Genomic DNA, 19,282 nt, shown 5'->3' with positions numbered 1-19,282 from the left:
ACCATGAAGAAGTTCCAACTGCTGGCCCTGATGCTGGCCACCCTCCTCGTTGGCTATTCGGCCAGCCTCCACGCCGAAGACACGGACATTTACGTGTCGAACACGGTCGAAGGGGAAGTGCCCAACGTCCTTTTCGTCCTGGACAACGGCGCGAACTTCAGCTCGAGTACGAATGGGGAAGGGTGCTCTGCGTACACCGGCACGACGGAGGCCCCATCGCTGGGGACGGATGCCGAGTCTGGCATTCTCCAGTGCGCGTTGGTCAACGCGATCAATTCGCTTGGCGACAGCAAGGTGAAGATTGGTCTCGTGGTCAGCAATGCGAACAACTTCGGAGAAACGCAGGCGACGACCAACAAGACCAAGGGCGGCTACCACGAGCCGTGCGAGGCGAGTGGCATCGGTGGCTGCGTGCTGCTCAACCTCACGTTGATGGATGCCGCGGCCAAGGCGAACCTCATCGCGTTCATCAAGGGCTGGAAGAAGACGGCCCAGAGCGATGCCGACGGGTTCAATATCAAGGTGAATTCGTCCACCCAGGCAACCTCCATGCAGGAGGCGTGGGCATACTACGCCGGCAGGACAGGCTTGTCCGGCAGGACCTATTCCCCGTCGCTTCTGGAGAGCGGTTGCCAGAAAAATTTCATCGTTTACATCAGCAACACCCAGAAAAACCCCGCCAACGAAGCGAATCCCAGCCCGGGTGCCTCCGCGCTGGCCACCGCGGGCGCCAGCAGCACACAGCAAACGGGCATCACCGGTACGGTGAAATTCAACCAGTCGGTCTGCGAAATTCCGTATGCCGTGTCACCCGCTTCGCCCACGTACGCGCTTGCCACAGGCAACAACTGGGCGGACGAATGGGCTCGCTTCATGTACCAGAACGACGGCGGGGCGAGCGGCAATTTTGGCACTCAGAACATCACGAGCTATGCGATTGCCATTCTTGGCCCGCCGAACAAGTGCTCCATGGACACGCTGGGCATGATGTCGTCAATGGCGGCGCAAGGCCATGGCAGTTTCTTCCTGACTTCGAGCGTGGCCGATCTGACCGACGCGTTCAATGCAGTTCTCAACGAGGTGCAGGCCGTGAACAGCGTATTCTCGTCGGCCTCGCTACCGGTTTCCGTCAACGCGCAGGGCACGTACCTGAACCAGATTTATCTCGGGATGTTCCGTCCGGACGCGAGCGCTTCGCCGCGATGGATGGGCAACCTCAAACAGTTCAAGCTCGTCAAGAACGCCAGCGGCAACCTGGTCCTCGGTGATGCCCTAGGCAATTCCGCCATCAGCGCCGCCGGCACCGGCTTCATCACACCGACTTCGGTCAGCTATTGGACGACCAAGACCGTCAGCGTCTCGCCCGACAGCCTTGGCGGCATGTTCAAGAACGATCAGAAGGGCACGCCCCTCAGCGGATTCGACTCGCCCGACGGCGAAGTGGTCGAAAAGGGCGGGGCCGCGCAGCAGCTGCGCAAGGAAGGCCTGACGGCAACCTTCGCCGGCGCCAGCAACACGTCGGGCACCAATCCGCGGCGCATGTATACCTATTGCCCGGCAGGCAGCAGCTGCAACGCGAGCCTCACACACACCAGCAACGACTTCTCCACGACGAACGGCAGCATCTCCGCGTCGGCATTCGGCACGTCGTCGACCCAGAAAGTCACGAGCATCACGCGTAGCGGCACCACGGTGACCGGGACGACCAGCGGCACCCACGGTATGTCGGCCGGTGCGTCGGTACAGATCAGCGGGGTCACCCAGTCGGAATACAACGGCACGTTTACGCTCGTGTCGGCGTCCGGCAACTCGTTCACTTACAGCATCGCAGCGGAGTACCCGAACACGACGTCGCAAGGCCAGTACACGGTGTCCAAGTCGTCGACGTCCACCATTCTGACGGACGTCACGCTCAGCGGCACCACAGCTACGGTATCCAGTGGTTCGAGCTTGAGTGCTTTCCCAGTGGGATCGAGCGTCGCGATCGGAGGGTTCAATCAGTCGGAGTACAACGGTACCTTCACCGTCACGGCGCAGTCGGGAACGACACTGTCCTACGGTGTAACGCTCAGCCCGCCGACTCCCGCGCAGAATACCTACACTGCGGCCTATGCCAACGCGCTGACACGCAACATCAGCGGCATCGCCACGAGCGGGAACGGATCCAACAAGGTCGCCATTGTCACCACGACCTCGGCGCATGGTTTTCACCTCGGTCAATCCGTCAAGACATGCGGCACGAATGTCTCGATCTATGGTGGCACCGGTTGTGCCACGTGGACTATCTCTGCGGTCGGCTCCTCAAGTCAGTTCACTATTCCGGTCGGCAACACCGGGACCACGGCGTCCACCGGAACGGTGACGAACGACCAGACGCCAAAGACGGTCACATTGACGCGGAGCGGCACCACAGCCACGGCCACGTTCCCCTCAAACTGGTTCGCGAACGGTGACGTGGTCAACATCGAAAAGCTCGGTGGGTCGGCGACGAACGAAGATGGCTATAAAAAGCAGTCGTTGACCATCGCAATGTCCTGCACGCCCGCTTCCAACACTTCGTGCACTACGTTCACCTACAGCGTCGCTATCTCGCCCACTTCTCCTGGAACCGTCGGCGTCAACGGGGCGACGATCTCTGTCCCATCGTCTACGGGCTCGATCGCAGCAGGGGCAATCACGCGTTCGGCTGGGAGCAACTCGGCAAGTGCGGTCCAGACGATTTCGTCCGGCACCTTCGCGAACGGCGACTCGGTGAGCATCGCCGTCAAATCCGGCACCTCGGCGGTGGGCACGGAGTCCGCCTACGTCGGGAATTTCACGATCTCCTGCACGTCACCTTGTTCCACGTTCAGCTTTAGTGGCTTCCCGCTCACGCCCACGACGCCGGGATCCGGATCCAGCATGTCGGTGTATTCGGCCACCACGGCGCCCGATCGCGACACGATCATCAAGTGGCTGCGCGGCTCGGACAACTACGGAGACGAGCTTGGGCCGGGCGGGACGGTGACGGTGCGGCCGTCGGTTCACGCCGACGTGCTCCACTCCCGGCCGCTCGTCATCAACTACGGCGGCAACACCGACCAGATCGTCGTGTACTACGGCACGAATGACGGCGTGTTCCACGCGACGAACGGCAACCAGTCGACGGCGATCGGCTCGGTGCCGGCGGGCGGAGAACTATGGAGCATGGTGCTGCCCGAGCACTACTCCTACATCAACCGCCAGCGCCTTGCGACGCCGGAGCTGAAGTTCCCGACCACGGCGCTGGCATCGGCGGAGAGCAAGGATTACTTCGTCGATGGGCCGACAGGCGCATACCAGAAGCTCAATGCCGATGGGACGATCAATACCGCGTACATCTATCTTACGATGCGCCGTGGCGGCCGTTTCATTTACGGCCTCGACGTGACAACGCCCGCCGCGCCCCAAGTCTTGTGGAAGATCAATGCGGAAACCGTCGGGTTCGAGGAGTTAGGTCAGACGTGGTCGCGTCCGCGCTTCACCTTGCTGCAGTCAAGCGGATACAGGACGACGCCGGTGCTGATTTTCGGCGCGGGCTACGACCCTAACCAGGACAGCGAACCCCCTGGGACGGACACCATGGGGCGTGGGATCTATATTGTCAACGCTGTGACCGGCGCGCTGATCTGGTCCGCGACGCCGTCGTGCACTACGTCGGACACGTGCTTGCAGGTGCCCGACATGAAGTACGCCATACCTTCGGACGTCGCATTCGTCGATCGCAACAGCGATGGCTATACGGACAAGCTCTACGTTGGCGACCTGGGTGGAAACATCTGGCGCATTGACGTGGCGGCCGCGAGCCGCGCCAATTGGGCCGTGACCAAGATTGCTGCGCTCGGCTGCAGTGCGGGAGAATGCTCTCCAGGTACGACGCCACGGAAATTCTTCTTCCCGCCTGCGGTACTGAGCATCAAGGTATCGGGTGTGACGGGCTCCTATGACGCGATCTCGATGGTCTCGGGCGACCGGGAGCATCCGCTCAAGAGCAGCAACACCAGTTCCGCGCATTTCACGGAAGACAAGTTCTTCATGGTCATGGACAAGACTACGGCAGTGGGTCCCGCTACCTTCTTGACCAGCGGCGTGACGCCGGCAACGCTTGACGCGACCGCCGGCGGAAATGTCGAGTGGGTTCCAACAACTGGCAACCACGGCTTCAAGATGAATTTCCTTACGGGTGAGAAGGGTGTCAATGCGCCCCTCGTGGTCAACGGTAGCGTCTTCTTCTCGACGAACCAGCCTTCCGACTCGTCTGCGACCTGCGCCGCGAATCTCGGAACCGCGCGTGCCTACGCTGTGAGTCCGTTCACGGGTGAGTCGTCGACCAACGTTCTATCGGGAGGGGGCCTTCCGCCGAGTCCGGTGGCGGGTTTGGTGAGCATTACGACGACCGTAGGGGGGGGGGAGGTAACGAACGAGGAGCGCTTCTGTATCGGATGCGGCCTGCCGAACCCCCCGGGAACGCCCGACGACGTTCCGACCAGCTGTGCCGGCAATGCCTCGCTGCAGAACTGCACGCCGCTCGTCACCATTCCCGCGAATTTGAAGCGTACGTACTGGTACAAGAAATGAGATTCGCAGGCGCCACCGTGCAATAGTTCACAGAACTAATAGGTTAATTTTCCGATGTTGATTGAGGTTGTTCTGGCTAATCTTCATAGCCATGAACACCTCCACATCATCCTTCGTTCGTACCCCGGCCAGCTTCTTTGCCTCGCGCACGCCGCGCCGGCGTAACCGGGGATTCACGCTCATCGAGCTGCTGATCGTCATGGCTGTTCTGGCCATCCTGGCGGGAATCGGCGTGCCAACCATGAAGTCCATGGTTCGCTCAGTCGAACTGAGCTCGGCGTCCAACGACCTATTGGCGGGGTTCCTGATTGCCCGCAGCGAGGCGGTCAAGCGGCACAGTCGCGTGGTGCTCTGCAAGTCGTCTGACGGCCTGACATGTTCCACCACTGGCGGCTGGGAGCAGGGCTGGCTGGTCTTTCACGACGCCAACAACAACGGGATGCGCGAAGAAGGTGAAGCAATCGCCCATCGGCAGCAGGCCTTGGCTGGCAACTTGCGGGTCACGGGCAACCTGAACGTTGTGCGCTACATCTCGTATGCGCCGAACGGAACGACCAAACTGGTGGGTGGCGGCTTCCAGGCGGGCACCATCACGCTGTGCAATCAGTCTCCAGACAGCGGGCCCGCACGCCAGATTATCCTCAGCTCCGCAGGGCGGGCTCGCGTGCAGAAGTCGCAGGTAGCGACTTGCGAATGACAACGACGAGGGTGCCGGGGCCCTACCGCCGCACCTCATCCACCAGCGTCTTGAACTCGTCGATGTCCTCGAAGCTGCGATAGACACTCGCAAACCGCACGTAAGCCACCTTGTCCAGCTTCTTCAGCTCCCGCATCACCAGTTCGCCGATGCGTGCCGACGGGATCTCGCGCACGCCAAGGTTCAACAGCTTCTCTTCGATGCGCTCCACGGCGCTGTCGATCTGCTCCGTGCTGACCGGGCGCTTGCGCAGCGCCAGATTGAACGATCCCTGCAGCTTGGCGCGCTCGTAGTCGATGCGTCGACCGTCCTTCTTGACGACGGCCGGGAAGGTGACGTCGGGCCGCTCGTAGGTGGTGAATCGCTTTTCGCAATGGGCGCACTGGCGCCGGCGGCGGATGAAGTCCCCGTCCTCCGCGACGCGCGTTTCCACCACCTGGGTGTCGGCGTTGCTGCAGAAGGGGCACTTCATGTCAGCGGCCCGTCATTTGTAGACGGGGAAGCGGCGGGTGAGGGCGTTGACCTTCTCGCGCACCGCGGCGATGTTGGCCGGGTCGCGATTCTCGAGCACGTCGGCCACCAGGTTGGCCGTGAGTCGCGCTTCTTCTTCCTTGAACCCGCGGGTCGTCATGGCCGGCGTGCCCAGGCGGATGCCGCTGGTGACCATCGGCTTTTCCGGGTCGTTGGGGATGGCGTTCTTGTTGATGGTCATGTGGGCGTCGCCCAGCACGGCCTCGGCTTCCTTGCCGGTGATGCCCTTGGCGCGCAGGTCGACCAGCATGACGTGGCTCTCAGTGCGGCCGCTCACGATGCGCAGGCCGCGCTGGACCAGCGTTTCGGCGACGACTTGCGCGTTCTTGGCGACTTGCTGCTGGTAGGTCTTGAATTCCGGCAGCAGCGCTTCCTTGAACGCCACGGCCTTGGCCGCGATGACGTGCATCAGCGGGCCGCCCTGCAGGCCGGGGAAGATGGCGCTGTTGATCGCCTTCTCGTGCTCGGGCTTCATCAGGATGATGCCGCCGCGCGGGCCGCGCAGGCTCTTGTGGGTGGTGGAGGTCACCACGTCGGCGTGAGGGACCGGGTTCGGGTAGACGCTAGCGGCGATCAGGCCGGCGTAATGGGCCATGTCGACCATGAAGATGGCGCCGACGGCCTTGGCCACCTTCGCGAAGCGCTCGAAGTCGATGCGCAGCGAGTACGCGGAGGCGCCGGCGATGATCAGCTTCGGCTTGGATTCGTGCGCCTTGCGCTCCATCGCTTCATAGTCGATCTCTTCCTTCTCGTTCAGGCCGTAGGAGACGACGTTGAACCACTTGCCGCTCATATTGAGAGCCATGCCGTGGGTGAGGTGGCCGCCTTCGGCCAGGCTCATGCCCATGATGGTGTCGCCGGGCTTGAGGAAGGCGAGGAAGACGGCTTCGTTGGCCTGGGCGCCGGAATGGGCCTGCACGTTGGCCGCTTCGGCGCCGAACAGTTCCTTGACGCGGGCCAGGGCCAGCTGCTCGGCGATGTCGACGAATTCACAGCCACCGTAGTAACGCTTGCCGGGGTAGCCCTCGGCGTACTTATTAGTGAGCTGCGTGCCCTGGGCGGCCATGACGGCCGGGGAGGCGTAGTTCTCGCTGGCGATCAGCTCGATGTGCTCTTCCTGGCGCTTGTTCTCCGACTGGATGGCGGCCCAGAGTTCGGGATCGGTTTGCTCGACGAGGATGTTGCGGTTGTACATGGCAGTCCTTTAAGACGGTGGTCCCTGTATGAAAACAAGGGCTGCCCAGGCGAACGGCTGAACACCAAATGGTCAACGAAAACCATTCGGCGGCACGCTTCCCAGTGGTGTCGCAGGTAGCCCTGCGGTAGTCTCCACGTCAGCACGGGCGCCCCTTGGGGCTCCGGGCCTATCGCCAGTCGCGCACCCCGCAAGTGTAGCGGAGCGCCGGCAAATCGGTCAGGACGAGACCGCCGCGACCTTTTCTTCGACGGGGGCGGGGGCCGGCTCGACCGGCGCCACAGTGCGGACCACCGGCGGCTGCGGCTGTGCCAGCGGCACGGCGCGTCCGGCGGCCACTAGCTTCAGGCGCGCATATTCGGCCATGACCTTGCCGGCATAGCCGCCGTCGTCTTCCATGTTGGCGGCGCCCACGTAGAACTTGAGGCCAGCCTGGAGCGAGCCCGAGCGCTGGATGCACTCCTGCAGCACCTTGACTCCCACCCGAAGGTTCGTCACGGGGTCGAAAGCCGCGTGCTTTCCGCCGAAGTTCTCGTACTTGTCCTTGTGGACACCCGTCATCACCTGCATCAGCCCCTGGGCACCCACCGGGCTCTGGGCGAACGGGTTGAACCCGGACTCGATGGCCATGATCGCGAGGATCAGCGTCGGGTCGAGCTTTTCGCGCGAACCGATGTCATACGCCTCGGCGACCAAGGCGCTGAGGGGTTCCGGCGCCACGCGGTACTTCTTGCTGAGCCAATAGGCCACGGCGGCTTGCTGCTTGGGCAAGTCGCTGGGATTGGCCGCAGTGGCGCGGTCGATCGCATCGAGTTCGATCGGCATGCCCACGGCAGCCGCCTGGCGCTCTTGCAGCCAGCTCATGAGTTTGGTCTCGCCGGCCTGACGCAGGTCAGGACGGGCAGTCAGGGTGATCACACAAAAGACGGTGGCGAGGCCGACGAGGGCAAAGCCGTTGTGCGTGATCTCAAAAAAGCCTTGGGCGATATCGGATGCGAAGGTTCGCAGGCCCTGGGCTGTTTTTCCTAACGCTGTCATAGCACTTCCTTTCTACGCGCGGGCCTGCGTCGCGACACTGCTGTTGGCAGTGCCACACCGCGAGGCTCCTCGTTTGGATTGGTACGCCATCGAAATTTGCCGGGAGCCACTTAGGGGCTCATCGCAGCGAATTCGACTTAGCCGGGTTCGGCAGCGGATTCGGGTTGTCCCTAGTACTTTTGCTGGGGACGGGCGAATTCTAGGTGCCCAGCTAATAACAGGTCAAGAATATCAATCCGATTTTTAATTCATAAATTACATAATGAATCATCAATTTACCGCGTTTGGGGCACTATTTCACGTCGGTTTCCATCGCTTTCGGCTGTCGGAACTGCCTGACAGGATCGCGACCGCCAGGTTACCGCTCCTAAAAAGAGAGCGTCAAACAAAGAGTGGAAAAGGCCTGTAGGCGAATTCGCTGGTTTGACACGTCAAACCAGCCCGGGCTGCCACTTCCACATTGCAAAAAAACACTGTCCACTGACCGCTCGTCCAGAAACAGGCGGGTAACAAGGTTTGGCAGGGTCCTCTAACTGCCCGACGGTGATCCGGCAATGCCTCTGGTTTTGGTCCCCCGTCCAGCAAGCTTGTCAAGGCAATATCCGCAATCATGCTGCGCTGCGCCATTGAAAACGCTGCATTGAAAAGGGATGACGGGTCACCTAACTTAATGGGGCTCGAGCAATCGAGCATTAGCCGGTAGGGCCGCCTCGTGCGGTAGCCCCGGCCCCTCTTGGAAGCAATCTCTTGCTTCCGGCGCAACCCGGGACGTCAAAACTCCTAGGTTGCGAACCCAGGCGGCGAAAGACTTCAAGTCAGCCGTCAAGCCCGGCAGGCGGTTTAGCTACCTGTCCGGGCTTTCTCGTTTGTGGCGGCAGCGCCGGACGGCGGTTCGCGGCGACAATAGCGGTTTGCCCTCCTTGCGAGGGCATCTTTCAACGCACTCCAAGTATCCCAGTGACCCAAGCTACCCTGAAACCCAACGACACCCGCTCGCTCGACACCCTCACCGGGGGCGCGTTTACCGCACCCACGTCCGGCGAGCGCGCTGCACGCGTGCGCGATTGGCTGGCCTCCGATCCCAGCGTCGAGCAGATGCAGGAGGTGTTCCGTGAGCTGAGCGGGCGGGACAAGGGCGCCGCCAAGCTGCTGCGCGAAAGGCTCGACGAGATCAAGCGCAGCCGCGGCCAGGAGGCCATCGCCGCCGAATGGGCCGAGAAGGCGGGCGCGTTGCTGGCCCAATCCAAATTGAACATCGCCGACGCGATGGCCTGGCAGCGTGATGCAGCCAAGGCCGGTGCGCCGCTCAGCCGTGAACCGCTGGCGGGGTTGAAAGCCCAACTGGCCGAACGCATCAAGGGCATCGAAGACTTGCAGCATCGGGTGCAGGTTCAGCGTGAAGCCGCCGTGCTGCTGGCCCAGCGCATCGAAGTGCTGTCCACCAAGTCCTGGCGTGACGCCCAGGGCGCGGCCGAGGCATTGGCCGGCGACGTCCCGGCCTGGCAAACGCAGGCCGAGGCTTTGCTGCAAGACACCAACTGGGGCAGCGTCGACACCAAATTCCCTCCGCTGCTGGAAGCGTCGCGCACGCAGCTGCAGATGGTGTGGGATGCTTTCCAGAGCGCGCTGGCGCAAGCCGTCGCTGCTGCGCAGGACGCTGCCGCACCGTTGCCGCCAGTACCCGTTTGGGCCGACGAGTTGCGCGCCGCGCGTGGTGTCGCCGTGGAAGCGCCGCCCAAGCCTTCCCGGCCCAAGGTCGATCCGGAGTTGCGCAAGCGCGCCAACGACGCGGTGCGTGAAGTCCTCGCCAAGCTCGAGCAGGAAATCGCCGAAGGCCATGGCAAAGCCAGCGCCGGCGCCGCCGCCGCGTTGCGCAACGCATTGAAGGAGCACGGCAAGCAGATCGACGACAAGCTGGAAAACCAGGCGCACGCGGCGCTCGCCGCAGCGGGCGAACTCGAAGGCTGGCAGCGCTGGCGTGCCGACCAGCTGCGCCAGGAACTGGTGGCCAAGGCCGAATCGCTGTTCGAGCACCCTGCTCCGGTGGAAGGCCAGGAGCCGCAGCCGCCCAAGCCCCAGGGATCGGAAAGCGGGGCGCGTAAGCCCCGCTATGGCGGCCGAAAGATGCAAGAGCAGCTGCGGGCGCTGCGCGACCAGTGGAAGCAGACCGACCAGGGCGGCGTGCCGAACCACGCGCTGTGGAAGCGCTTCGACGACGCCTGCAATGAGGCGTACAAGGTTGTGGAAGCGTGGCTCGACAAGGTCAAGGCCGAGTCGGCCGAGCACAAGGCGCAGCGCCTGGCGCTGATCGAAGAGGTGAAAGCCTGGGCGGCCGAGAACGCCACCGCGAAAGACGGCGACTGGAAGGGCTTCAACCGCATCCTGCACCAGTTCGAAAACCGCTGGCGCGAGGCCGGCCACCTGAGCGAGAAAGCATTCGCGGAGATGCAGCCGCTGTGGAAGGCTGCGATCCAGGGCGCCGCCGCGCCGTTGGAAGCCGAGCAGAAGCAAAGCCTCGAGCGCCGCCACGCCATGATCGACGAGGCGAAGGCGCTGGGCGCCGCCCCGCAATTGCGCGTGGACGCGGTGCGCGCACTGCAGCAGCACTGGCAGGCCGAGGCGCAGACGATTCCGCTGGACCGCAAGCATGAACAGAAGCTGTGGGACGCTTTCCGCAAGCCGATCGACGAGGCGTTCAACCGCAAGACCGAAGAGCGCGAAAAGGCCACCACGGCGCTGAGCGATCGCGACCGCGTGGTGCTCGAAGCATCCAAGGCGCTGGAGGCAGCCAACGCCACCGGCGACGCGCAGAAGATCAAAGCCGCCATGTCAGCCCTGGAAGCAGCGCTGCATGGGCAAGCCCAGGCAGCGGCCGCTGTGCAGGCGGCCGGCCCCGCGCTGGTGGCGCCGGAGTCGCAGGCGCCCGCCGGCGATGCCCCGTCCGATGAAGTTGCCCCGTCCGCCACAAACGAATCGGCGGGAGCTTCGGGTGACGCCGAGGCCGCCGAGGGATCTGCGGCGGCCGAATCCGAAGATACCGCGGTGCCGGAACCGGCTGCGCCTCCGAAGCCGGCGCCCAAGCCCGTCATCGCCATGCGGGGCGGCGACGATCGTCCCGGCGGGAAGAGGGCTGAGCCGATGGCGCCCGGACGCGGCGGCAAGTTCGGCGACCGCAAGGGCGCCCCCGGCGGCGGCAAGTTCGGCGAGCGGCGTGACGACCGCGGCGCCCCGCGCGACGCGCGAGGCGACGGCCGCTTCGGTGGCGGGCGCTTCGGCGACCGGCCCGCGATGGAAGACCGTGGCCCGCGCCTTGGCGACGTCGCCTTTCGGGCGCAACGCGAAGCACTGGAGCATGCGCAGAGCACGCTCAAGAAGCTGGCCGCTCAGGCGCACGGCGAAGCACTGACGCAGCTCATGACAGCGTGGGAGCAGCGCTCCGCGGAGCAGGTGCCGAGCCAGCAGGAATTGGGCAAGGGTGTCGCGCCGGTTGTGCGCGGCGCGTGGGTCAAGGCGTTGGGTGCCGCGCCTTCGGGCGATGCCGCCGAGGCGCTGCTGCGTTTGGAAATCGCCGCGGAGGCGCCCACGCCGGCAGACCAGATCAACGCGCGGCGAGCACTGCAATTGAAGTTGCTCACCAAGCGCAACGATCCTTCGCCGGCGCAGACCTGGGGCGAGGATGCGGCAAAGGTGCTGGAGAGCCCGTTCGAAGCGGGCTCGGCTCGCAGGCTGCAAGGGGTCTTGAAGACTTTGCTGCGCCGCTGACCGGCCGGGGCCTCAAGCCCCGAAGAAACTGTCGAACAGGGGCGGGAGCGACGGAAACTCCGTGTCGAACCGCCCCCGATTGACGAAGTAGGCCTCGCAGGCGACGGCGAAGAACTCGTCGATCGACGTCGCGCCATACGGGTCGAGCCAGGTGGGCTCGCCGCCGAAGCGTTCGGCGACGATGGTCTTCTCGCGAAACGCCTCGAACTCCACCTGCATGATGTTCAGCCATTGTTCGCGCGCAGCGCGCGAGGGCAATGGCGGGCAGCCGTCGGGCCGTCCGTCTCGCATGTCGATTTTGTGGATGAATTCGTGGATCACCACGTTGTAGCCGGCCTCGGCGCTCGCTCCCGCCTCGTCGACGTCGCGCCAGTTCAGCATCACCGGCCCGCCTTCCATCGCCTCGCCCGCGAGTACCTCGTCGTAGTGATGCACGACGCCGTCCTCATCGACTTCGGTGCGGCGCGCGACCACTTCATCGATGTGCACCACGATACCGACAAAGTCGTCGTACCAATGCAGGCCGAGATTCAGCACCGGCAGCACCGCCTGCACCGTGATCGCCAATGCGACGGAGTCGGTGATCACGAAACCGTGCGCCCCGTGGAATTCCTTGTCCGCGAGAAACCGTGCCGCCAGCTCGCGCAGCCGCACGAGTTCTTCGGTGGACCGCGCGGCGATGAAGGGGTAGCGCGCCAGGACGCTTTGCCACAAGCCGTCGGGAATCGACGGCGGCGCCTGGCGTTTGCGCAGCCAGCCGAACATCAGGAAAGAGCGATGCGCTGGACGCTGCCGGGCGTGAGCCGCAGCGCCTCCATGCGCCCAGGGACCGCGGCCGCGTCCCAGTCGCTGAGCACGGTGCGCCTCCACAGGCCCAGCGCGTGTTCGGCGGGCCGGTGGGTGTGGCCGTGGATCATCACCTGGGCGTCGGCGGCTTCCATCCATGCCAGCGCTTCGGCGCTGTCGACGTCCGCGTATTCCTCCGCCGAGCGCTTGTGCGACTCGCTTTGCTCGCGGATACCTCGTGCAATCGCCCGGCGCTCAACCAACGGCTTCGCCAGAAACTCGCGCTGCCATTGGGGCGCGCGCACCTGCTCGCGAAACTTCATGTAGTCGGTATCGGCCAGGCACAGCGAGTCGCCATGTGTGAGAAGCCAGCGTTTGCCGTCGAAGCCCAGCACCGTCGGGTCTTGCAGCAGCGTGGTGCGGCATGCGCGCATGAAGCCCTCGCCGACGAGGAAGTCGCGGTTGCCATGCATGAAGAACAGGGCGTGGCGTGACGAAGCCGCTTGCAGCACGGCCGCGCAGTCTGCCGCGAAGCCCGGCTCCTGCGCGCCGTCGTCGCCGACCCACACTTCGAACAGGTCGCCCAGGATGAAGACTGCGTCCGCCGGCGTGCTGCCCATGTAGGCGCGCCAGGCTTCGAATGTCTCGGGCTCGGACGACTGCAAGTGCAGGTCCGAAATGAAGTCGACCGTGCGCCACGAAGGCGGCGCCTGCAGCTCCGCGATGGGGGGTACGGCCGGCATGCGCACCTTAGAGTGCGACGGCTTTCTCGATCACGACGTCTTCGGTCGGCACGTCGCCATGGCCGCCCTTGTTGCCGGTCTTCACGGCCGCGATCTTGTCGACGACCTCGGTGCCGCCCACGACCTTGCCGAACACGGCGTAGCCCCAGCCTTGCATGCTAGGCGCCGTGTGGTTGAGGAAGTCGTTCTTCGCGCCGTTGATGAAGAACTGCGCGCTGGCCGAATGGGGGGCCTGCGTGCGCGCCATCGCCACCGTGTATTTGTCGTTCTTCAGCCCGTTGTTGGCTTCGTTCTCGATCGCCGCGTCGGTGGGTTTTTGGGTCATGCCGGGCTCGAAGCCGCCGCCCTGGACCATGAAGCCGGGAATCACGCGATGGAAGATCGTGCGGTCGTAGTGGCCCTTGTTCACGTAGGCGAGGAAGTTGGCCACCGTCTTGGGCGCCTTCTCCTGGTCCAGCTCGAGGGTGATGACGCCGTAGTTGACGATGTGGAGTTCGACTTTGGGGTTGCTCATATGGGTTCCTTGATCAGTTGGGGACAGAGCTGAAGATCTGTCCCGCAATGTTATTTGCTAACGAGTGTGGCCGAGGTGATGACGATGGGCTGGCGCGGAACATCGCCGGGGAACGGGCCGGCGGGGCCGGTGCCTACGCCCTTGATCTTGTTCACCACGTCCATGCCCGAGACGACCTTGCCGAACACGGTGTAGCCGTACAGCTGCGGATTGCCGGCGAGCTGGGAGCGCGGCACGTTTTCGTACACGCGGCCCTTGAACTCGAACCGCGGCACCGGGTCGCCGGGCGGGATGACCACCGGGTCGAGGTTGGGGTTGTCCTTCACGTTGATGAAGAACTGCGAACTGGCCGAGTGCGGCTCGCTGGTGCGCGCCATGGCGATGGTGCCGGCCAGGTTCTTTGGCCCGCCCTTGGCGAGCGCTTCCTGACCTTCGTGCTGGACGGACGGGCGCGTCGGTTTCTGGACGTAGCTCGCGTCGAAGCCGCCGCCCTGGATCATGAAGTTGTCGATGACGCGATGGAACACCGTGCCGTCATAGTGCTTGTCCTTCACGTACTGCAGGAAGTTCTCGACAGTCTTCGGCGCCTTGTCGGGATACACCTCGACGACGATGTCGCCCGCGCTGGTGGCGAACTTCACCTTCGGAGCATCTTGTGCCTGTGCGGTGCCCGCACCGAGCGCCACGCCCAGTGCGAGCGCGAGGGCCGCGTGGCGGCTATTGATGAACTTCATCGGCTGGTTACTCCTTCAGGAATCGATGGCCCATGGTAGCGGCGATGTCTCGCCACCGGGGCCGCGAGTTATGAACCCGCAGCCTTGGCCGGCTGGGCTGCCCCGCGCGCTGCCGGCGGGAACAATTGACGGATGAGCGCCAGCTTGGGGCCGACGGTCGTGTTGGCGGCATCGTACTGCTGTGCCCGACCGTACGACTGGGCGGCGAGCCGCGCATAGACGTCGCCCAGGTTTTCGTGGGCGGTGGCGTAGCCGGGGTTGGTCCGGATGGCCATTTCGAGCGCCGCGCGCGCCTTGTCGAAATCGCTTCGCGCGGCGTGCAGCACGGCCAGGTTGTTGTACGGTTCGGGCAGCTCGGGGTAGTCCTCGGTGAGCTTGGTGAATGTGGCGAGCGCATCCGCGCTGCGTCCCATTTCCGTCTGCAGCACGCCCTTGAGGAAGCGCATCTGCGGATCGCGCGGCTTGGCGGCCAGGTACTGGTCGGCACGGACCATGGCCTGCGCATGCTGTCCCGAACGCATCAGTTGCGAGACGTCGGCGTAATCGTCGGCAAAAGCGGTCGTCGCGCACAGGGCCAACGCCAGGGCAACGAGGCGAACGGCGCGGCGCAGGGGAGGGTGTGGATGCGGCATGAACCTCGGGTGAATCGGGGCTTGTGACAGCCCTTACTCGGGGCTATATACTGCGACGCATTGTAGCCGCCGGCTCTGCGTGCGCAGCCCCGGCAACCCCCGAACTTGCAAGACAATTCCAAAGTGCCGATCCGAGCACGTTTCCACGGACCGGCCCCCGCCACCCATCCATGAGCCTGCGCATCTACAACACGCTGACGCGTGCCTTGGAAGAATTTTCCCCTATCGAGCCCGGGCACGTCCGCATGTACGTCTGCGGCGTCACCGTCTACGACCGCCCGCATATCGGCAACATGCGCTCGGCGGTGGCGTTCGACGTGGCGCGGCGCTGGCTCGAAGCCGGCGGCCTGCGCGTCACCTTCGTGCGCAACATCACGGACATCGACGACAAGATGATCCGCCGTGCCGTGGAAAACGGCGAGCCGGTGCGCACGCTGGCCGAGCGAATGACCGCGCTGATGTACGCCGACTACGACGCGCTTGGCATCCAGCGGCCCACGCATGACCCGCGTGCCACGGATTTCATTCCGCAGATGATCGGCATCGTCGAGCAGCTCGAGAAGAAGAACCTCGCATACCGCGCGGACGGCGGCGACGTCAATTTCGCGGTGCGCGCGCTGCCGGGATACGGCAAGCTCTCCGGAAAGTCGCTCGATGAGCTGCGTGCCGGCGAGCGCGTTGCCGTGCTTGAAGGCAAACACGACCCGCTCGACTTCGTGCTCTGGAAGAGCGCCAAGCCCACGGAGCCGCAGGATGCAAAGTGGGAAAGCCCGTACGGCCCCGGCCGGCCCGGCTGGCACATCGAGTGCTCGGCGATGGCGCGCGCCATCCTCGGCCAGCCGATCGACATCCATGGCGGCGGCACGGACCTCGTCTTCCCGCACCATGAGAACGAGATCGCCCAAAGCGAAGGCGCGTTCGGCGACGCGCTCGCGAATGTGTGGATGCACAACGGGTTCCTGAACATCGACGGCGAGAAGATGTCGAAGTCGCTCGGCAACTTTTTCTCGCTGCCGGAAGTGCTTGAGCTCTACGATCCCCAAACCGTGCGGTTCTTCCTTCTGCGTGGGCACTATCGGAGCGAGCTGGGCTGGAGCGACAAGCACCTGGACGACGCGCGAGCGAGCCTGAAGCGCCTGTACACGGCGCTGGACCTCGTCGCGCCCGCCGACGCGCGGATCGACTGGGCGGAACCGTTTGCCGCCCCCTTCAAGGCCGCGATGGACAACGATTTCGGCACGCCCGATGCAGTCGCCGTCCTGTTCGAGCTGGCAGCGGAAGTGAACCGCACGAAGTCGCCGCAGCACGCCGGCCTACTGAAGGCGCTGGGTGGCACGCTGGGCATCCTGCAGGGCGATCCCAAGGCCTTCCTGCGCGCCGGCACGCAGCTCGACGAAGCCACCATCGACGGCCTGATCGCCCAACGCGCCGCCGCGAAAAGCGCCAAAGACTTCGCAAAGGCCGACCAGATCCGCAAGGACCTGCTGGCACAAGGCATTGTCCTCAAGGACTCGCCCACCGGTACCACCTGGGAGGCCGCCTCTTGAGCGCTCCTGCGGACATCGTGCAGGCCACGCCCGAGTACTGGGACGAGGCCTGCCGCCACCTTTCCCGCAAGGACAGGGTGATGAAGCGGCTGATCCCGCAGTTCGGCGATGCCTGCCTGCAGTCGCGCGGCGACCCGTTCACGACGCTGGCGCGCAGCATCGTGGGCCAGCAGATCTCGGTGAAGGCGGCGCAAACCGTGTGGGACCGCTTCGCCAAGCTGCCGCGCAAGATGACGGCGGCCAACGTGCTCAAGCTCAAGGTCGACGACATGCAGGCCGCGGGCCTGTCGGCGCGCAAGATCGAGTACCTCGTCGATCTGTCTTTGCATTTCGATTCCGGCGCCATCCACGTCGAGGCCTGGCAGGCGATGACCGATGACGAAATCATTGCCGAGCTGGTGGGCATCCGCGGCATCGGCCGCTGGACGGCCGAGATGTTCCTCATCTTTCACCTCATGCGCCCCAACGTCCTGCCGCTGGACGACATCGGGTTGCTGAACGGCATCAGCCGCAACTACTTTTCAGGCGACCCGGTCAGCCGCAGCGACGCCCGCGAAGTGGCCGCCGCCTGGATTCCGTATTGCAGTGTCGCAACTTGGTATATTTGGCGCTCGTTGGACCCGTTACCCGTCGAGTATTGACTCGTAGCGGCTACGCCCATAAAAGACAAGGAGCAAACCTTGGCAAAGAAGACCTTCCTCGACTTCGAGCAGCCGATCGCGGAACTCGAAGGCAAGATCGAAGAACTGCGCTATGTGCAGACGGAGTCGGCGGTCGACATCTCCGAAGAGATCGACCAGCTCTCCAAAAAGAGCCAGCAGCTCACCAAGGACATCTACAGCGACCTGTCGCCGTGGCAGATCACCAAGATCGCGCGGCATGCGGAGCGCCCGTACACGCTGGACTACATCAATGAAATCTTCACCGATTTCATCGAGCTGCACGGGGACCGGCATTTCTCGGACGACCTGTCCATCGTCGGCGGCCTTGCACGATTCAACGGCAATGCGTGCATGGTGCTCGGCCACCAGAAGGGCCGCGACACGAAAGAGCGTGGCCTGCGCAACTTCGGCATGAGCCGGCCCGAGGGCTACCGCAAGGCGTTGCGCCTGATGAAGACCGCCGAGAAGTTCAAGCTGCCGGTGTTCACCTTCGTCGACACGCCCGGCGCCTACCCGGGAATCGACGCCGAAGAGCGCGGCCAGTCCGAAGCGATCGGCCGCAACATCTTCGAGATGGCGCAACTGGAAGTGCCCATCATCACCACGGTGATCGGCGAGGGCGGCTCCGGCGGCGCGCTGGCCATCTCGGTGGCAGACCAGGTGCTGATGCTGCAGTACTCCATCTATTCGGTGATCAGCCCCGAGGGCTGTGCGTCGATCCTCTGGAAGACTTCAGAGAAGGCGCAGGATGCGGCGGACGCCATGGGCATCACGGCGCACCGCTTGAAAGCGCTGGGCCTCATCGACAAGATCGTGAACGAGCCGGTGGGCGGCGCGCATCGCGACCACAAGCAGATGGCCGCTTTCCTGAAGCGCGCGTTGAACGACGCGTGGCGCCAGTTGGCCGACCTGAAAGTGCGTGAGCTGCTGGACCGGCGCTACGAGCGCCTGCAAAGCTACGGCCGATTTACCGACACCAAGGCCGAAGCGCGTTGATTTCGCCAGAACCACCGCGGAACCGGCTTTGCCGGGCCGCTGGTGGTGCCCCCTTGAGGGGGAGAGGGCAACGCCCGAGGGGGCATCGCCGCGGGCGCTTCGGGGGTGTTACTCATATTTGTAGGCCAGCTCGGTTTCGACGGTCAGCACTTCGTCGACCGGCTGGAATTTCCATCGTGACACCGCATCGACCGATGCCCGGTTGAGGTCTCGGTTGGTGCTAGCAAGCACCCTCACCGCGCCCGTCGAGCCGTCCGGCATGACATCGAAGGCCACTTTCACCACCCCCGACGGCCGCTCACGCATCAGCGCGGAGGACAGGCGCGGCTCGTCGGTGCGGATGGGGATGATCTCGCGGCGGACGGCCACGATGGGTGCCGGCGCCGGCGGCTTCGGTGCAAGGGCCGCCACAGGTTCGGGTGCGGGCTGCGGGGCCGGCACTTCCACAGCAGGCGGCGCAGCTGGAGCGACGCGCGGCTGCAGGGCCGCCTGCTCGACCGGGGCCGGCGCGGGCCGCTTGGGCTCGGCCTTCGCTTCGGGCGCAGGCGCCGGCTTGCGCGAAGGCGCGTTGGCATTCAGAAGGATGAAGCGGTAAGGGCTGGACGCCGCACGCCGCGCTGCTTCGCTTGGCGCGTCACTGGCTGCGGAGCCTGGCAGGGGTGCCTGCGCCTGGGCCCAAGTGCTGGGCCCTGTGACCATCCCCCCGGTTGCAATACCCAGTCCTGCGATCAGGACCCAGACGCTGCGGGCCTTGTGGGCCCTGGCGCCGATAGTCTGCTTTTGCATGCGTTACCTCTTGATGCGCCCGGGATTCTATGGGCGGGTCCCGCAAAGCCCACCCCGGGTAAA

15 protein-coding genes and 1 riboswitch are annotated in these 19,282 nt (G+C 64.4%); of the genes, 6 read left to right on the top strand and 9 right to left on the bottom strand.

Going from position 1 to position 19,282, the window contains the following annotated elements; genetic code table 11:
* Nucleotides 1–3: 3 nt before the first annotated feature.
* Both EEB15_RS14750 and EEB15_RS14745 read left to right on the top strand, forming a co-directional pair.
* Nucleotides 4–4,596 (top strand): PilC/PilY family type IV pilus protein, encoded by a 4,593-nt coding sequence (locus EEB15_RS14750; protein WP_158290113.1) that lies wholly within the window; start codon nt 4–6, stop codon nt 4,594–4,596.
* Between the two features lie 91 nt (nt 4,597–4,687).
* Nucleotides 4,688–5,293, top strand: a complete 606-nt coding sequence (locus EEB15_RS14745; protein ID WP_158290112.1) for a GspH/FimT family pseudopilin — start codon at nt 4,688–4,690, stop codon at nt 5,291–5,293.
* Between the two features lie 22 nt (nt 5,294–5,315).
* Here EEB15_RS14745 and nrdR read toward each other — a convergent pair whose 3' ends face one another.
* The 3 genes from nrdR to EEB15_RS14730 form a co-directional block, all read right to left on the bottom strand.
* Entirely contained in the window at nt 5,316–5,765 is a 450-nt protein-coding gene (nrdR, locus tag EEB15_RS14740; RefSeq protein WP_141510618.1) for a transcriptional regulator NrdR, read from the bottom strand.
* Nucleotides 5,766–5,777: 12 nt separating this feature from the next.
* Nucleotides 5,778–7,019 carry a serine hydroxymethyltransferase gene (glyA, locus tag EEB15_RS14735; RefSeq protein ID WP_141510617.1) on the bottom strand — a complete coding sequence of 414 codons (1,242 nt, stop codon included), beginning with the start codon at nt 7,017–7,019 and terminating at the stop codon, nt 5,778–5,780.
* 36 nt (nt 7,020–7,055) lie between these two features.
* Nucleotides 7,056–7,212, bottom strand: a riboswitch (ZMP/ZTP riboswitch).
* 26 nt (nt 7,213–7,238) lie between these two features.
* The gene (locus tag EEB15_RS14730) at nt 7,239–8,057 is read right to left on the bottom strand and encodes a lytic transglycosylase domain-containing protein (RefSeq protein ID WP_141510616.1); all 819 of its coding nucleotides are present in this window, start codon (nt 8,055–8,057) and stop codon (nt 7,239–7,241) included.
* Between the two features lie 957 nt (nt 8,058–9,014).
* On the opposite strand from EEB15_RS14730, the gene EEB15_RS14725 reads away from it, so the two are divergent.
* Complete coding sequence (locus EEB15_RS14725; protein ID WP_141510615.1) at nt 9,015–11,819, top strand: DUF349 domain-containing protein; 2,805 nt, start codon at nt 9,015–9,017, stop codon at nt 11,817–11,819.
* Between the two features lie 12 nt (nt 11,820–11,831).
* On the opposite strand, the gene EEB15_RS14720 is transcribed toward EEB15_RS14725, so the two are convergent.
* From EEB15_RS14720 to EEB15_RS14700, 5 genes are all read right to left on the bottom strand, one after another.
* On the bottom strand, nt 11,832–12,584 hold the full coding sequence (locus EEB15_RS14720; protein ID WP_141510614.1) for a zinc-dependent peptidase: 753 nt from the start codon (nt 12,582–12,584) through the stop codon (nt 11,832–11,834).
* Complete coding sequence (locus EEB15_RS14715) at nt 12,584–13,348, bottom strand: UDP-2,3-diacylglucosamine diphosphatase (RefSeq protein WP_141510613.1); 765 nt, start codon at nt 13,346–13,348, stop codon at nt 12,584–12,586. Before EEB15_RS14715 ends, EEB15_RS14720 begins: the two co-directional genes overlap by 1 nt.
* 7 nt (nt 13,349–13,355) lie before the next feature.
* A complete protein-coding gene (locus EEB15_RS14710; RefSeq protein WP_141510612.1) occupies nt 13,356–13,862 on the bottom strand; it encodes a peptidylprolyl isomerase in 507 nt (168 codons plus the stop codon).
* A 50-nt stretch (nt 13,863–13,912) separates the two neighbouring features.
* A complete protein-coding gene (locus EEB15_RS14705) occupies nt 13,913–14,596 on the bottom strand; it encodes a peptidylprolyl isomerase (RefSeq protein WP_141510611.1) in 684 nt (227 codons plus the stop codon).
* Nucleotides 14,597–14,664: 68 nt separating this feature from the next.
* Nucleotides 14,665–15,228 carry a tetratricopeptide repeat protein gene (locus EEB15_RS14700; RefSeq protein WP_141510610.1) on the bottom strand — a complete coding sequence of 188 codons (564 nt, stop codon included), beginning with the start codon at nt 15,226–15,228 and terminating at the stop codon, nt 14,665–14,667.
* A 170-nt stretch (nt 15,229–15,398) separates the two neighbouring features.
* Between EEB15_RS14700 and cysS the strand changes: the two genes are divergently transcribed.
* Genes cysS through EEB15_RS14685 form a run of 3 tightly spaced genes read left to right on the top strand, consistent with a single transcriptional unit; the run spans nt 15,399 to nt 18,433 of the window.
* Complete coding sequence (cysS, locus tag EEB15_RS14695; protein WP_141510609.1) at nt 15,399–16,775, top strand: cysteine--tRNA ligase; 1,377 nt, start codon at nt 15,399–15,401, stop codon at nt 16,773–16,775.
* A complete protein-coding gene (locus tag EEB15_RS14690; protein ID WP_233259487.1) occupies nt 16,772–17,416 on the top strand; it encodes a DNA-3-methyladenine glycosylase in 645 nt (214 codons plus the stop codon). The genes cysS and EEB15_RS14690 overlap by 4 nt, the downstream gene beginning before the upstream one ends.
* A gap of 39 nt (nt 17,417–17,455) precedes the next feature.
* Nucleotides 17,456–18,433, top strand: a complete 978-nt coding sequence (locus EEB15_RS14685; protein ID WP_141510608.1) for an acetyl-CoA carboxylase carboxyltransferase subunit alpha — start codon at nt 17,456–17,458, stop codon at nt 18,431–18,433.
* Nucleotides 18,434–18,541: 108 nt separating this feature from the next.
* Here the strand turns inward: EEB15_RS14685 and EEB15_RS14680 are convergent, their stop codons facing one another.
* Entirely contained in the window at nt 18,542–19,219 is a 678-nt protein-coding gene (locus tag EEB15_RS14680) for a TonB family protein (protein WP_141510607.1), read from the bottom strand.
* Nucleotides 19,220–19,282: the final 63 nt, after the last annotated feature.

The sequence above is a fragment of the Ramlibacter sp. WS9 genome (assembly GCF_003797765.1).
Taxonomy (GTDB): domain Bacteria; phylum Pseudomonadota; class Gammaproteobacteria; order Burkholderiales; family Burkholderiaceae_C; genus Ramlibacter.
The sequence above is the reverse complement of the archived record's forward strand: the minus strand, read 5'-3'. Positions and strand labels throughout refer to the sequence as shown.

Excerpts from the sequence above, each read along its gene's own strand:
- EEB15_RS14700 (WP_141510610.1), bottom strand. The coding sequence starts at position 15,228 with ATGCCGCATCCACACCCTCCCCTGCGCCGCGCCGTTCGCCTCGTTGCC.
- nrdR (WP_141510618.1), bottom strand. The coding sequence starts at position 5,765 with ATGAAGTGCCCCTTCTGCAGCAACGCCGACACCCAGGTGGTGGAAACG.
- EEB15_RS14730 (WP_141510616.1), bottom strand. The coding sequence starts at position 8,057 with ATGACAGCGTTAGGAAAAACAGCCCAGGGCCTGCGAACCTTCGCATCC.
- EEB15_RS14710 (WP_141510612.1), bottom strand. The coding sequence starts at position 13,862 with ATGAGCAACCCCAAAGTCGAACTCCACATCGTCAACTACGGCGTCATC.
- EEB15_RS14720 (WP_141510614.1), bottom strand. The coding sequence starts at position 12,584 with ATGTTCGGCTGGCTGCGCAAACGCCAGGCGCCGCCGTCGATTCCCGAC.
- EEB15_RS14750 (WP_158290113.1), top strand. The coding sequence starts at position 4 with ATGAAGAAGTTCCAACTGCTGGCCCTGATGCTGGCCACCCTCCTCGTT.
- cysS (WP_141510609.1), top strand. The coding sequence starts at position 15,399 with ATGAGCCTGCGCATCTACAACACGCTGACGCGTGCCTTGGAAGAATTT.
- EEB15_RS14680 (WP_141510607.1), bottom strand. The coding sequence starts at position 19,219 with ATGCAAAAGCAGACTATCGGCGCCAGGGCCCACAAGGCCCGCAGCGTC.
- EEB15_RS14705 (WP_141510611.1), bottom strand. The coding sequence starts at position 14,596 with ATGAAGTTCATCAATAGCCGCCACGCGGCCCTCGCGCTCGCACTGGGC.
- glyA (WP_141510617.1), bottom strand. The coding sequence starts at position 7,019 with ATGTACAACCGCAACATCCTCGTCGAGCAAACCGATCCCGAACTCTGG.
- EEB15_RS14745 (WP_158290112.1), top strand. The coding sequence starts at position 4,688 with ATGAACACCTCCACATCATCCTTCGTTCGTACCCCGGCCAGCTTCTTT.
- EEB15_RS14715 (WP_141510613.1), bottom strand. The coding sequence starts at position 13,348 with ATGCCGGCCGTACCCCCCATCGCGGAGCTGCAGGCGCCGCCTTCGTGG.